General features: G+C 68.7%; 12 protein-coding genes. 6 read left to right on the forward strand and 6 right to left on the reverse strand.

Features of this window, described 5'->3' with window-relative positions; all coding sequences use genetic code 11:
* A partial coding sequence (locus GA0115234_RS03110; RefSeq protein ID WP_141718380.1) for a non-ribosomal peptide synthetase occupies positions 1-4,243 on the forward strand: 4,243 nt, incomplete at its 5' end.
* Positions 4,244-4,446: 203 nt separating this feature from the next.
* On the opposite strand, the gene lgt is transcribed toward GA0115234_RS03110, so the two are convergent.
* Both lgt and GA0115234_RS03120 read right to left on the reverse strand, forming a co-directional pair.
* A complete protein-coding gene (gene lgt / locus GA0115234_RS03115) occupies positions 4,447-5,427 on the reverse strand; it encodes a prolipoprotein diacylglyceryl transferase (protein WP_093539280.1) in 981 nt (326 codons plus the stop codon).
* 263 nt (positions 5,428-5,690) lie between these two features.
* Positions 5,691-7,208: an alpha/beta fold hydrolase gene (locus GA0115234_RS03120; protein WP_093539281.1), complete on the reverse strand. Its 1,518-nt coding sequence runs from the start codon at positions 7,206-7,208 to the stop codon at positions 5,691-5,693.
* A 343-nt stretch (positions 7,209-7,551) separates the two neighbouring features.
* Between GA0115234_RS03120 and GA0115234_RS03125 the strand changes: the two genes are divergently transcribed.
* The gene (locus tag GA0115234_RS03125; RefSeq protein WP_093539282.1) at positions 7,552-8,277 is read left to right on the forward strand and encodes a hypothetical protein; all 726 of its coding nucleotides are present in this window, start codon (positions 7,552-7,554) and stop codon (positions 8,275-8,277) included.
* Positions 8,278-8,407: 130 nt separating this feature from the next.
* Here GA0115234_RS03125 and GA0115234_RS03130 read toward each other — a convergent pair whose 3' ends face one another.
* Together GA0115234_RS03130 and GA0115234_RS03135 are read right to left on the reverse strand one after the other, a co-directional pair.
* Positions 8,408-8,791 (reverse strand): VOC family protein, encoded by a 384-nt coding sequence (locus tag GA0115234_RS03130; RefSeq protein WP_093539283.1) that lies wholly within the window; start codon positions 8,789-8,791, stop codon positions 8,408-8,410.
* A 140-nt stretch (positions 8,792-8,931) separates the two neighbouring features.
* Positions 8,932-9,531, reverse strand: a complete 600-nt coding sequence (locus GA0115234_RS03135; protein ID WP_093539318.1) for an ArsR/SmtB family transcription factor — start codon at positions 9,529-9,531, stop codon at positions 8,932-8,934.
* Positions 9,532-9,650: 119 nt separating this feature from the next.
* On the opposite strand from GA0115234_RS03135, the gene GA0115234_RS03140 reads away from it, so the two are divergent.
* A complete protein-coding gene (locus tag GA0115234_RS03140; RefSeq protein WP_093539284.1) occupies positions 9,651-9,923 on the forward strand; it encodes a hypothetical protein in 273 nt (90 codons plus the stop codon).
* Between the two features lie 138 nt (positions 9,924-10,061).
* Here the strand turns inward: GA0115234_RS03140 and GA0115234_RS03145 are convergent, their stop codons facing one another.
* Positions 10,062-10,814, reverse strand: coding sequence for an aminoglycoside adenylyltransferase family protein (locus GA0115234_RS03145; RefSeq protein ID WP_093539285.1), 753 nt, complete (start codon positions 10,812-10,814; stop codon positions 10,062-10,064).
* 133 nt (positions 10,815-10,947) lie between these two features.
* Here GA0115234_RS03145 and GA0115234_RS03150 point away from each other — a divergent pair, with 133 nt between their 5' ends.
* The gene (locus GA0115234_RS03150) at positions 10,948-11,184 is read left to right on the forward strand and encodes a hypothetical protein (protein ID WP_093539286.1); all 237 of its coding nucleotides are present in this window, start codon (positions 10,948-10,950) and stop codon (positions 11,182-11,184) included.
* On the forward strand, positions 11,174-11,431 hold the full coding sequence (locus GA0115234_RS03155; protein ID WP_093539287.1) for a hypothetical protein: 258 nt from the start codon (positions 11,174-11,176) through the stop codon (positions 11,429-11,431). The genes GA0115234_RS03150 and GA0115234_RS03155 overlap by 11 nt, the downstream gene beginning before the upstream one ends.
* 131 nt (positions 11,432-11,562) lie before the next feature.
* Here GA0115234_RS03155 and GA0115234_RS03160 read toward each other — a convergent pair whose 3' ends face one another.
* Complete coding sequence (locus GA0115234_RS03160) at positions 11,563-11,937, reverse strand: winged helix-turn-helix transcriptional regulator (RefSeq protein ID WP_093539288.1); 375 nt, start codon at positions 11,935-11,937, stop codon at positions 11,563-11,565.
* A 77-nt stretch (positions 11,938-12,014) separates the two neighbouring features.
* On the opposite strand from GA0115234_RS03160, the gene GA0115234_RS03165 reads away from it, so the two are divergent.
* Positions 12,015-12,425, forward strand: a complete 411-nt coding sequence (locus tag GA0115234_RS03165; protein WP_093539289.1) for a RidA family protein — start codon at positions 12,015-12,017, stop codon at positions 12,423-12,425.
* The last annotated feature ends 38 nt before the right edge of the window (positions 12,426-12,463 follow it).

Consider the following 12,463-nt stretch of genomic DNA (forward strand, 5'->3'; position numbering starts at 1 on the left):
CGACCGGCGCGCCCTGCCGGCCCCGGACCGCACCACCGCCCTGGAAGTGTCCTACCGGGCCCCGCGCACGCCGGACGAGCAGCTTCTGTGTGAGACGTTCGCCGACATTCTGAGCCTTGAGCGGGTGGGTATCGATGACAACTTCTTCGAGCTCGGCGGGCACTCCCTTCTCGCGGTGACGCTCACGGAGCGGTTGCGTTCGCGCGGCATGTCCGTGTCGGTGCGGGCGTTGTTCCAGACGCCGACGCCCGCTGGTCTGGCCGCGGCTGACGGGGCGGGTCCGGTGTTCGTGGTCCCGGAGAACCGGATTCCCCGTGATGCCACGGTTCTGACGCCGGAGATGGTGACGCTTGCCGAACTGACCCCAGCCGATCTCGACCGGATCGTCGAGGCGGTTCCGGGTGGTGCGGCGAACATTGCGGACATCTACCCGCTGGCGCCGTTGCAGGAGGGGATCTTCTTCCATCACCTGCTGGATGCGGAGCAGGGCCGCGATGTGTATATCGTGCCGACGGTGCTGGGGTTCGATTCCCGGCAGCGCGTCGACGACTTCATCACCGCGTTGCAGCACGTCGTCGACCGTCATGACATTCTGCGCACGGCGGTGCTGTGGGAGAACCTTTCCCAGCCCTTGCAGGTCGTCCAGCGGCAGGCGACTCTTCCCGTTCACGAAGTGACGCTCGCACCCACCACCGACGGCGACACACCGGCCCTGCTGCTCGCGGCCTGTCCGGCATCGATGGACATCCGACTGGCACCGATGATCGACGTGACGATCACCCAGGACACCCGCGACGCCGACGGGGATCGTTGGCTGATGGCGTTGCGGACCCATCACCTGACCCGTGACCACCAGGCGCTGGAGATCCTCCTCGACGAGGTACGCGCTCACCTGGAACACCAGGAGGCGGGGCTTGCCGAGCCTGCTCCGTACCGTGACTTCGTCGCGTACTCGCGCCTGGCCGTCTCGCAGGAGCAGCACCGCGCCTACTTCGAGCGGGTCCTCGGCGACGTAGAAGAGCCGACCGCCCCTTACGGTGTCATGGACACCCATGGTGACGGCAGCGGCACCGGCGAGGCCGTACTGGCACTTGCCGCGGACACGGCCGAACGGCTGCGCGTGCAGACGCGCCGCCACGGCGTCAGCGCGGCGGCGTTCTTCCACCTCGCCTGGGCGCGGGTGGCTGCCGCGACGACCGGCCAGACCCACCCCGTCTTCGGCACCGTTCTCCTGGGCCGCATGGACGCGGGCGGGACGGCCCATCGCACCCCCGGCCTGTACATCAACACGTTGCCGATCCGGATCGACGCGACCCAGACCCTGGACCAGGGCCTGGGAACCGTACAGGCCCAGCTCGGCGAACTGCTCCGGCACGAGCACGCCCCCCTGGCCCTGGCACAGCAGGCCACGAGCCTCCCGGCCCAGAGTCCGCTGTTCACCTCACTCCTCAACTACCGCCACAGCCCGGGTGCCGCAGACGGCAGGACCGGCCTCGCGGGCATCAAGCTCCTGTACGGCCATGAGCGCACCAACTACCCGCTCACGGCGTCGGTCGACGACACCGGCACCGGGTTCCGGCTCTCCGTACAGGCCGGTCACCCGATCGATCCCGAGACGGTCTGCGGGCTGCTGCACACCGCCATCGAGAACCTGGTCGGTGCCCTGGAGGAGCGCCCGGACACCCGGCTCGACCGGATCGGCGTCCTCGACGACTGGCAGCACGAACAGCTGCTCACCACCTGGAACGACACCAGGTCCGAGGTTCCGGCCGCGACGATCCCGGAGCAGTTCGAGGCGCACGTCGCACGGACGCCGCAGGCGGTTGCCGTGGTCGCCGACGGGGTCGAGGTGTCGTACGCCGAGCTCGACGCGAGGGCGAACCGCCTTGCGAGACTGCTGGTCTCACGGGGTGTCGGCGCGCAGTCGCTGGTTGGTGTCTGCCTTGAGCGCGGGGTCGAGCTGATGGTGTCGCTGCTGGCGATATCGAAGGCGGGCGGCGCGTACATGCCGATCGATCCGGCGTACCCGGCCGACCGCATCGGCTACATGCTGGCAGACGCGGCGCCCGTGATGGTGCTGGCTTCCTCGGGCACGGCGTCGGTGCTGCCGGATTCCGCCGTGCTGGTGGACGCGCCGGAGACAGTGGCGGAACTCGCGGGCCTGGACAGCGGTGCGCTGGTCGACCGCGTGGTGAGGACTGCGGATGCGGCGTACGTGATCTACACCTCCGGTTCCACGGGCCGGCCCAAGGGCGTGTTGGTCTCGCACACAGGTGTGGCTAGCTTGGTGGCGGGTCAGGTGCGCTACCTGGGGGTCGGTGCCGGGTCGCGGGTCGGACAGTTCGCCTCGGCGGGCTTCGACACCTTCGGCTGGGAGTGGTTCATGACTCTGCTGACCGGTGCGACCCTGGTGGTGATCCCGCAGGACCGGCGTCTGGGCGAGGCGTTGCCGCGCTTCCTCGCGGAACAGAGCGTGACGCATGTGACGCTGCCGCCGGCCGTTCTGGCGACGCTGGACGAGCGGTCGATCGCCGAGGACGTGGTCCTGGTGACCGCCGGCGAGTCGTGCCCGCCGGATGTGATGGTGCGCTGGACGCGGGGTCACCGCGTGTTCAACTCCTACGGCCCGACCGAGACGACGGTGGATGCGACGCTGTGGCGTTGCGATTCGTCGGCGGGAGAGGTGTCGATCGGTTCGCCTGTGGTCAACACCCGGGTGTTCGTGCTGGATGAGTTCCTGGCCCCGGTCCCGGTGGGCGTGGCCGGTGAGATGTATGTGGCCGGTGCCGGTCTGGCACGCGGTTACCTCAACCGTCCGGGTCTGACGGCGGAGCGTTTCGTGGCCTGTCCGTTCGGTACCCAGGGCGAGCGGATGTATCGCACGGGTGACCTGGCGCGTTGGCGTGCGGACGGGACGCTGGATTACCTGGGCCGTACGGACGACCAGGTCAAGATCCGTGGTTTCCGTATCGAGCTGGGCGAGATCGAGGCGGCGCTGCTCGACCGGCCCGGTATAGCCCAGGCCACCGCGATCGTCCGCGAGGACATCCCCGGCGACAAGCGGCTGATTGCCTACGTCGTGCCCGCCGAAGGCACGGCCGCGGCCACGGACACCGTGGACACGTCCGGGATCCGGGCCGATCTGGCGGCGGTGCTGCCGGACTACATGGTCCCGTCCGCGATCCTCGTACTGGACACGCTACCGCTGACGGTCAACGGCAAGCTCGACCGGCGCGCACTGCCCGCCCCGGACCACACCACCGCACTGGAGGCCTCCTACCGGGCTCCACGTACGGCGGACGAGCGGCTGGTCTGCGAAGTGTTCGCCGAGGTGCTCGGCCTGCCGCGGGTCGGCATCGACGACAACTTCTTCGAGCTCGGCGGGCACTCGCTCCTCGCGGTGACGCTGGTGGAGCGGCTGCGCTCAACGCTCGGAGTCGCGCTGGGGATCCGGAACCTCTTCGAGACCCCGACAGTCGAGTCCCTCGTGCGCGGGCTGAGCCGACCGTCCGGCGTCGGCGGGCTCAAGGTGCTGCTTCCTCTTCGAGCGGACGGAACTCGGCCGCCGTTCTTCGCGGTGCACCCTGCCGGTGGCCTCAGCTGGTGCTATGCGCCGCTGACCGGGATCATGCCCGAGGAGTGGCCGCTGTACGGCCTTCAGGCACGCGGCCTGAGCGAGGAGGGTGCGCTGCCCGGCTCCGTCAAGGAGATGGCCGCGGACTACATCGAGCAGATCCGCCAGGTGCAGAAGACCGGTCCGTACCACCTGCTGGGCTGGTCCCTGGGAGGCGTCGTCGCACACGAGATGGCGGTGCAGTTGCAGGAGGCCGGCGAGGAGGTTGCCGCGCTGGTGGTGCTCGATGCCTATCCGTCGGTCAGCCTGGAGCAGGGCGTCGACCAGCACGAGCAGCTTGAGGTGGTCGACTGGACGGACGCCGTCCTACGGGTCGGCGAGCGCTTCGGGCTCGACCTCTCCGACGAGGAGCTCGCCCTGGCCGAGGGCGTGCGGTCCAACAACGTCGCCATCGCCACCACACACATTCCCCGTGTGTTCCAGGGCGACCTGATCCATGTGGCGGCTCTGCTGGGCAAACCCGCAGGGGCGGCACTGGGGGACCGGTGGAAGCTGTACGTCACCGGAGAGGTGGTGCAGACCGCCCTGCCCTGCCAGCACCACGAGCTGGCCCAGCCGGAGGCGCTGCGTTCGGCCTGGGACGCGACAACGCGGTGGTTCGAGCGCTAGAAGCGGACGGCACGGGCCCGCCGTTCAACCGGCGGGCCCGCTAGCCATTCGTCCACTGGCTTGGCACCAGTTCACCGGCTCGCCGTCCGCCTGCTGGATTGGCACCAGTACGTCATCCGGGAATCCTGGAAACGCCAAGGCCGGTGGTTCCGTGGTGGAGGAATCCACGGAACCACCGGCCTTCTGCCCGGCTGCGGGGGAAGTCAGCCCTTCTCGGTCTTGACCGCCGTTCCCCCGGACTTCTCGGATTCGGAATCGGATGCGGACTCGGAGTCGGTTCCGGACTCGCTGTCGTCCGCGTCCTTCTTCTTGAGGTCCGCCTTCTTCTCGTCCTTCGGTCCCTCATCGTCCGAGTCCGACTCGGCCGCCGCTGCCGTCTCCTGAGGCTCCACGATCTCCTCGCGGCCCGGTCGCACCTTCGCCGAGACCACGAAGTACACGACGGCGAGGATGAAGACGAAGATCGCGGTCCAGACGTTGAGGCGCAGGCCCATGATGTGGTGCGCCTCGTCGATCCGCAGGTACTCGGTCCAGACGCGCCCGGCGCAGTAAGCAGCGACGTACAGCGCGAACGCCCGCCCGTGCCCGAGCTTGAACTTCTTGTCCGCCCAGATGACGAGCAGCCCGACACCGACGCACCACAGCGACTCATAGAGGAAGGTCGGGTGGAAGGTGCCGTTGTCGAGGCCGTTGTCGATCTTCAGGGCCCACGGGACATCGGTCGGCTTGCCGTACAGCTCCTGGTTGAACCAGTTGCCCCAGCGGCCGATCGCCTGCGCGATCACGATGCCGGGGGCGAGCGCGTCGGCGTAGGCGGGGAGCGGGACTCCGCGGCGGCGGCAGCCGATCCAGGCGCCGACCGCGCCCAGCGCGATCGCCCCCCAGATACCGAGGCCGCCCTCCCAGACCTTGAAGGCGTCGATCCAGTTCTTGCCTTCACCGAAGTAGAGCTCGTAGGTGGTGATGACGTGGTAGAGGCGGCCGCCGACAAGGCCGAACGGCACCGCCCAGATGGCGATGTCGGCGACGGTGCCGGGCTGTCCTCCCCGCGCCCGCCACTGCTTGGAGCCGATCCAGATGCCGACGAAGACACCGATGATGATGCAGAACGCGTAGCCGCGCAGCGGAACCGGTCCGAGATGGATCACACCGGTCGAGGGGCTGGGAATATAGGCAAGGTCCATGGCGGACCCAACGCTACCCCGCCGACTGTGTGCCGGGTGAAGCCGCCTCGCAACGTATGAGTAACGACACACTCGCGCCCGGAACGGCGAGCCAGACTCGCGCAACTCCCCTTGGTGCAAAGGGTTCTGACCGGAAATGATGTTCCCGCCAGGCGTGTACGGAGAACGGTGGGTGGCTGCCCGGCGGACGGTGCGGTCAAGCGTTCCGTGACAACGGGAAGCCTCCCACTCTTCGGGTCAGCCCTTCGGGCCAGTCCCTCGGGTCAGCCCTTCGGACTGGTGAGGTAGGTGTCGATCACTCGCATCGCCTTCTCCGTCCCGCCTCTGCGGTAGAGCCAGTGACCCACGACGTCCATCGTGAACAGCGAAGCCTTCGGGAAGGAGTTCGCCATGCGCTGCGCGCCCGGCAGCGGAGTCGCCAGGTCGTGGCTGGCGTTGGCCACGAGGACGGGCGGGAGGTCGCCCTTCGCCCGGACGGGGGCGGCCTTGGGCGGCATGGTCCAGCCCTGGCAGCCGAGGACGGTGTCCAGCGACTGGGCGTTGTAGCGGACGTGTGGAGCGGCCTTCGCGACCCTCTTGCGGATGGCCAGGTACTGGGCGTAGTCGCGGATCCGGAAGTCGTAGTCCCGGCACAGGACGAGTTGTGAGGCGGAGTCGGTACCGGCGGCGATCCAGTAGACCTCGCCCTTTCCTGTGTACAGGGCGGCCAGCTGCTCTGCCGTCACCTCCGGGCTGCCCTTGCCGAGTGCGAAGGTGAGAAAGTCGGACAGCTTGTCGGCGTCGACCTTGGTCCGCGTCGGCCCGTTCGGGCCCGGGTCACGGAGTGTGCCCGCGTCGGCGCGGGCGAACAGCTCGTCGGTGACGGCCGTCAGGTCCTTGCCCTTGAGTGCGCAGGCCGCGTCCTTCTTGCACCAGGCCGCGAGCCGCTTCAGGGTGTTGTCGATGGTGACGCTTCCGTCGGTGAGATAGCGCTCGGCGTCGGGTCGGCTCGGGTCCATCGCACTGTCGAGGGCCAGTGCGCGCAGCCTGCCCGGGAACAGACGTGCGTAACGCTCGCCGAGGAACGTGCCGTAGGAGTGGCCGAGGAAGCTGATCCTGCTTTCGCCGAGGGCGGCCCTGATCGCGTCCATGTCGCGGGCCACGCTCTCGCCGTCCATATGGGAGGCGAGCGGCCCCGTCCGCTTCAGGCAGCTGTCCGCCAGCCGGCCGTTCAGGGTGCGCATCCGTTCGAACTCGACCGCGTTATGGGGGCGGGTCGGGACCGAGTCGGCGATCGACTCGTCGCACTCGGCGTTCTGGCTGCGGCCGATGCCGCGCGGGTCGAAGCCGATCATGTCGAAGCGCTGGAGCATGGCCGGGGTGTAGCCGCTGATGGGGTCGTCCGCGTACAGCGCGTCATCGGAACCGGGCGCTCCGGGGCCGCCCGGGTTGGACATCAGGACACCGATCCGCCGCGCGGGGTCGGTGGCCGGGTAGCGGGCGACGAAGATGCCGACCTTCGGGCCCTTCGGCTTCGACCAGTCCAGCGGCACCTTGACCGTCGCGCACTGCGCCTTCGGGCTCGGGTCGGGGTACGGCGGTTCGGCCTCGGGGCAGGCGCCCCAACGGATCGGCGGGACTGGGGCGGTGGCGCCCGACGACGCTCGGGCGAACGCCGGGCCGGGCACGACCAGGGCGGCCGCCGAGGCGGACAGGGCCAGGAGTACGGCGGTGGTGGCCCGCCGTACTCCTGGCTTCGGGATGGTGTTCGTACGCAGGCACTTGCGCGGGCTCTTGTTCATGCGCGTCACTGTTTCGGCCCCGTATGACGGTGCCTCCATGAGCACATGGTGAGAACGTAACAAGGCATTCCGGCCGACGTGTTCAGGATCGGCCGTCCACAGCGGAACCACTGGTTCACCCCCGGTTCCGAGTACGCCTCCGGCGCACGGTGCACGAGGCCTACCTGCACGCCGCCCGGCTGACCACCAGCCTGCCCGAACAACGCCACCTGCTCAAACGGGCCGACCGGCTCTCCCGAACTGCTGCGGCACGCGCCCCGGTCGGGCCGTGACGCCGCGGGCCGGCGGAGGTCGATATCCCTCGGGTGCTCCCGGTGGAGGGCCACTGCATAGGATCCGGCGCATGGGTTTCTATGATCTTCGATGCGCCGTCACCGGGATCAGTCTGCGCGGGACCGACGCGGTGGCCGTCGGGCTGATGGCGACCGAGGGCGGGTACCGCCCGGTCACCCTCGGCATCTCCGGCTGCTACAACCGGCTCGGCTCCATCGACGGCATCGAGGAAGACCTCAACACCGACCTGGTGTTCGCGTACTTCTCCCGCAGTGCCCGGGGCGGTGACTTCATCACGGACACGGAGTACGCCGACGCGTACGGCGATCCACCGCGGGACATCGAGGCTCTGCTGAGCTACTTCGAACGGAACGTCAGCGACTCGTCCGAGGTGTGTCCGGCGGCGACCCTCTTCGGCCGCCGTGTCTTCTCCGCGCTCGTGGCACGCCCCGTGTGGCACGCACTGGCCGATGCGTTCGCCCCGGCCGACGGTACGCCCGAGGCCTGGTGCGGGGAGGTCTTCGGCGATGGGCCGGAGCCCGAGGAGATGTACCGGGGCCGACGCGCGGAGTTGGTCCCCCACATCCGCGCGCTGACGTCGGTGAACCGCTTCCTCGGTGCTCGGGGAACAGGCTGGACCCTCCCCGATGATGATGAGATCGGCAGTCAGCACTTCGGCTCCGAGATGCGGGAGTTCCTGGACGGGGCCCGCGCGCGCCTCCGGGACGTCCCTTCGGCACTCGGGGCTCTCGACGTGTACGCCGAAGAGGTTGGCGAGCTACTCGAAGACAACTGAGACAACGGAGACAACCACGACAGCTGAGGCGACTGGGGTGACCGAGACAGCTGAGACGCCTGAGACAGCGGAAGCCACCGGGACGGCCGCGTGGCCAGCACAGCTGCGCGGCCAGGGTGGCGCGTGAACTTCAGGAATTCATGGCGGCCCGGTCGGACTCGCTGCGAAGAACACAGAATTCATTGCCTTCGGGGTCGGCAAGAACGGCCCAGCCAGAGCCATCGGGATTCCGGTGGTCGGTGACCAAGGTGGCACCGATCCCCAGCAGCCGTTCCACCTCCTGCTCACGCGAGGTCTCAGGACGCAGACACAGATGAATCCGGTTCTTGACCTTCTTGGGTTCGGGCACCTGGTTGAAGTACAGCATGGGCCCCTCCGTCAGCAGCAGCTGAGTCTCCCGAGCACCCGGCCTGTCCTCCGGGTGCAGTGGCCGACCGGTCACCCTGCTCCAGAACCGGGCCAGCTCGTAGGCATCCGCACAGTCGATCGCCACGTTCTGCACCACCGAAACCATGCGTGCCAGCCTTCCTGATCCCCGCTCCGGACGCCATTGGCCTGAGGTCATCGGTCTGCGGTCATCGGCCGTGCGCCCCGGATCGGGCGCGCATCACCAGCGTAGTGGGCCCCGCCGACACCACTCGGTGGTTCCTGCCGTCACAGCTCCTCGCACGGCGGCGCCGCGGGCCTGCCGCCGTCGTCGGGCAGCATGACCAGGCGTACGGCCATCTGCCGTGCGTCCGGCGGGTGTTCGCCGGGTGCGCTCGTGTACTTGCGCAGCAGCGCCTGGTACTCCTCGGTGAACGAGGCCACTTGCTCCTTCGTCATCCGCAGACCGGCGCGGTAGATCTGGTTCCACCCCGCCGAGGCGTCGTATCCGGCGTACGCCTTCACGACCAGGTTCAGGTCATGGGCCATCTTGAGCGCACCGAGCTTCACGGCGGCCTCGCGCTCGTCCTCGGTCATCTCCAGACCGGGCGGCGTGAAGATGTTCGTCATCAGCGACTTCCACCAGCGCTCCCGCCCGGTGGAACGCTCCTCGATCTCCGCGATCAGCTTGAGGTCGGCGAGCTTGCGCAGGTGATAGCTGGTGGTGCCGGTGGATTCGCCGAGGGCCTTGGCGACGCTGGTGGAGTTCGCCTCGCCGTGCTCGCCGAGATAGCTCAGGATGTCGCGGCGCACCGGGTTGGACAGCGCCTTGTAGAAGGCCTTGAGGTCCGGGCCGGTGAGCACTCTCGTCTCGGGACGCTCGACCATGCCCGCCAGCATAGTGCAGAACTTCTCTGCAATCATTGCAGAGACTGTTTGCAGAACTTCTCTGCAATGATTACCGTGGTCCGGGAGGCGCCGCCGGGTGCCGGGATTCGGGGGGACCCATGTCTGATTCGCTGGATGCCCGGACACGGGACGAGATCGACGACCAGGTGGCGGAGGCGTTCGACGCCTATCTGTCCGACCGCCTGACGGAACGGGGGCCGCTGCGCACCGCCCTGACCGCGGGGCGCGGTGCCCGGGTCGTCCTGGGCACGGTCGCCCTCGGCGCCCTGGCAACGGCGCTCGCACCGGGCGGTGCTGCCGCCGTCTACTGGATCTGGGGCGTGATCGCGGCGATCGACATCACCTGGCTCCGGGCCGCCCACCGGCGCTGACGGCCCGTGGGCCCGTAGGCGGCACGGCCCGCGCGGAAGGCGGGCCGGGAACGACGAGATCCCGTCCAGTCCTCTGACCGGACAGGATCTCGTGTGCGTGGTGAAGATGCCCGAGCCCGTGCCGGAGCCGCACCCCTGTCAGCGCAGTTCGTCGATACGGATGAGGACTTCGTTCACGTACGGGCGCACTTGTGCCGTCAGTTCGTGACTCCAAGTCTCTTCCGCGTAGTGGCAGTTGCGGTACAGATACCTGGCGTGCTCCAGGACAGGACGGTGTTCCGGAGGCAGGCGGGAGAGAGCCCAGTCCGCGGCTGCGTCCTTGGGCTCGATCCTGCCCGTGGCGAGGGTTGCCCAGACGCGGGCCAGGGTCAGCAGGACGTTACGGGTGTCGTCGGCCAGGCTGTCGAGGAGCTCGGGGATGCCCGCGACGCTTGCCCGGACGAGGTCGGTGTGCGGCACGGGGTCCAGGAGCTGGGCGGAAGGTGGTCCGGTGAGAGGGCGGTCGCCGGCCAGGGCCATGGTGAGCACAAGGGCCAGGTCGGGCATCGGGCCGGGCTGCGGAGGCCCGCTCTCCCGAAGCTCTTCGCGGAGCCACTCGCCGTACAAGAAGTCCCCGACCGGCGGGAACCGCCAGGGGCGGACCTCGGACTGGACGACGACGGTGAGTTCGACCGGACGGACGGTGGCCGTGAGGCCGGAGATCTCCAGCAAGCCCTCAAGGAGCGCCCGCCGCTTCCGGCCGTCCAGGCTCTGCCGTGTGACGGCCAGGATGTCCAGATCGCTTGCCGGGTTGAGGCGCCCGAGCACGGCGGAGCCGTGGAGGTACGTGCCGAGGAGATCCGGCGCCAGGACGCCGCGGACGAGCCCGACAACCTGCTTGAGTTGATCCATTACGTCAGTGTCGGACACCACCCGGGACCCGTCGTCCGCAGCCCCGGGGCCGGATCGCCCGTAACGGGGGTCCCGAGGCCCGGCCCGGCGATACGGTGGTGACACAACGCCAGATGACAGCCAGGAGCCCCGGATGAGCCAGCAGCCGGCCAGCGCGCCCGTGCCCGACCGTCAGCCCCTCGACGAGCACGCCGCCGCGTCCGTCCGCGCGTACGCTGCCGACCAGCGCGCGAAGGTCGATGTCCTCGCCTCCGTGCTGGAGGACATCGCCGCGAACGGCTATCCCTCGCCCGAGACCGGCATGCCGTGGGAGACGGCCCGGGACGAGCACCTGGCCCGTCTCGCGGAAGAGCGGCCTCGTGTCGCCTGAGCCCGGCCCGCGCCGCTCGCACGTCATCACGGTGGAGCCCGCGCTCACCCAGCTTTCCAAGCTCACCGCGGGCGAGACGCACCGCCTGGACCGCGCGATCGTCGCGATCAGCGTCAACCCCGAGCTGGGCACCGAGGTGCCCGGCACCCTGCTGCGCGACTACACGGACGAGATCGACGGCGTACGGGTCATCTACTTCGTGACGGCCCTGAAGACGATCACGATCGTGGCGTACATCGAAGCCTGAGAACCCAACACCAGGCGCAGTGCCCCGGACCCGTTTCTCTGGAGCCTGACGCCCATCGAGTCCCACCCCACTCCACTCCACCCCCAGCCCTACCCCCTTCTGCCCCCGCCCCGAGGCGGGGGAAGAAGGGGTCAGAAGCCTGTTTCCTCTTCCCGGGTGTCGAAGTCTTCGCGTGCGCGTGTGATGGCGGGCATGTTCTGCGAGGCCCATGCCAGCAGCATGTCGATGGGCGGCCGAAGGGTCTTGCCGAGGGGCGTGATCCGGTATTTGACCGCTACCGGGCGGGTGGAGACGACCTCGCGCCCGACCACGCCGTTCCGTTCGAGCCGTCGAAGTGTCGCGGTGAGCGACTTCTGTGTGACCTGGGGGATGGCCCGGCGCAGTTCGTTGAAGCGGCACGGGCGTTCGCAGAGCTCGTTGAGGACGCTGAGCGACCACTTGTCGAGGATCTGGTCGAGCAGTTCGCGGTGCGGAGGGGAGATGCGGAATTCGTCGTCGGTATCCATGGCGAAACCTGGTCTCGTTGAAGTGTCCTTCTTCCACTAGGTAGCTTACGGATACCTAGTTCAAAGGAGAAACACCCATGACCGTTCAGCACTTCACGCCGGAAGGCATGCTGCAACCGGTCCCGTACCACCACGTGGCCGTGGGCACCGGGTCGAAGCACGTCCATGTCAGCGGACAGGTCGCACGCCGGGCCGACGGGACTCCGGTCGCACCCGGCGACCTGGCCGGTCAGGTCGCCCAGGCACTGCGCAACACCTCCGTCGGCCTGGCGGGCGCGGACGCGTCGTTCGCGGACGTGCTGCGCCTGACGTTCTACGTGACCCGGTGGAGCCCGGAGAAGATCGGCGACTTCATGGCCGGTGTGGAGGCCGTCGCCGACGAGATCGGACTCCGGCTCCCCATGCCACCGGCCTCCCTCATCGGTGTCGAGTACCTCTTCGAGCCGGACGTACTCGTCGAAGTCGAAGCAACCGCACTGCTCGGCTGATCCCTGAGACGGACGCTGCCCGGCCTCGTCCTGACGCG

It is taken from the genome of Streptomyces sp. DvalAA-43 (assembly GCF_900091725.1).
Classification (GTDB): domain Bacteria; phylum Actinomycetota; class Actinomycetes; order Streptomycetales; family Streptomycetaceae; genus Streptomyces; species Streptomyces pulveraceus.